Origin of the sequence: Mesorhizobium sp. M7A.F.Ca.US.007.01.2.1 (assembly GCF_003998165.1) — a bacterium.
Taxonomy (GTDB): Bacteria; Pseudomonadota; Alphaproteobacteria; order Rhizobiales; family Rhizobiaceae; genus Mesorhizobium; species Mesorhizobium ciceri.
This window is the reverse complement of sequence record NZ_RZQP01000480.1, coordinates 1-1,349: the sequence shown is the minus strand read 5'-3', so window position 1 is coordinate 1,349 and position 1,349 is coordinate 1. Positions and strand designations below refer to the sequence as shown.

The window sequence follows — 1,349 nt, the reverse complement described above, 5'->3', positions numbered from 1 at the left end:
CCTGTTCACTTCTTTCGGTTTTCGGAATGCTAATTTTGAAGTTGGGTTCTCGTCGCCGGTCTGCAGCAGCGCCGAAGCGTCGCCTTGGAGGAGAGCCAGCACGCGGGTGCAGCCAGGCACGCGCAACAGGGGCGCTCCTTGGACATCCAGGCACTGGTTCGGGTGCCGATTGAAGAGTTGGCGTCCGCCGCCGAAACAACCAGGAAAGAGCGTCCATGCAGCCCTGACGCGACTATTTCCCCGCGAGTATGGCCGCTTGCTTTTCTGCATCATCTGAAAGGTCCTGCTCTAGTCGGGCCGGATGTCACCCCGGCAGAAATCATTGTGCTATTTCGACAATCTCCGAGCGATTGCCGCCGGCCCATGACGAGGTTTACCGATAGGGCGCAATATGCGTGCCAAAGGAAAAGCGGTTTAAATACACGGCAATCCGCCTATGTCGCATCCCCAACATCGTCGCACACCGGACAATGCCGGACGAAATTGTCCCGGGGCGTCAAATTGGTTTGATGGTGACCCAAGGAGTTCTGGCTTTATCTGAGGCGTTCGGCCTTTTTCGAAAGCCGGACTCTTCGCGCGTTTCCGACGGCCCGAAGCGCCTGATCAAAGCTGACGGCATTCCCGGGTCTTGGCCTTGCCACAGCAGCACCTGCTGCATCAATTCCGACGGACGCTGTAGAACACCTGCAACACACGGCCCGCAGCAATTTCTCCGGCGCAACGCTGGGGCGACCGCCTTTGGCACTGCAGGCGTACATGCCGGAAAGGATGCCGTCTAGCCGCACCAGCGCTCCATTGATCATCAGCCGGTGCGGGCACCAGGATGACCGGCTGGAACGAAATCTTCCAACCGCTTCATCGTGAACAGCTGCTCCATGAACACATCGCTCCCGTCAATCGAGCCGTCTCGCCAGGGGGATCAATAGTCTGTCTTTGGCGTAGGTATTTCAGCAGCCTGCTGTTAGCGTGCGGACGACGCCGACATCAACCGGCGGACAAATGCGACGAGGGCAACAAGCGCGCCTGACGCAACGCCGCCAGATCAGCCGAGCCCGTGCAGAAGCAGGCGACGGCCAACTGGCGGATGACGATCTCGAAATGCGCGACAACGGCCCCGGTGGACACTGTCGCCGCGCCCAGCACGCTGGCCGCCTGCCCGGCGATGTCCGCGCCCAGGCGGATGGCCTTGGCCACGTCGACGCCATCGCGGATCCCGCCCGACGCGATCAGCTTCACCGTTGGCAGCGCCCGACGCACCGCCTGCACGCTGGTCAGGGTGGAATCCCCCAATCGGCGAATGACATCGCCACTGCACGGTCGGCGGCATTGCGGGCGCGCTCGCCCTCCAC

Annotated in this window: 1 protein-coding gene and 2 pseudogenes; all 3 read right to left on the bottom strand. The window is 61.7% G+C overall.

Going from position 1 to position 1,349, the window contains the following annotated elements; all coding sequences use genetic code 11:
* Positions 1 to 273, bottom strand: a 273-nt coding sequence (locus EN949_RS36305) for a hypothetical protein (protein ID WP_206535012.1), incomplete at its 3' end; no start/stop codon positions are given.
* 393 nt (positions 274 to 666) lie between these two features.
* Positions 667 to 898 (bottom strand): annotated as a pseudogene (locus EN949_RS36995) (IS5/IS1182 family transposase); the annotation flags it as partial.
* 86 nt (positions 899 to 984) lie between these two features.
* Positions 985 to 1,349: pseudogene (locus EN949_RS35310) on the bottom strand (alpha-hydroxy-acid oxidizing protein); the annotation flags it as partial.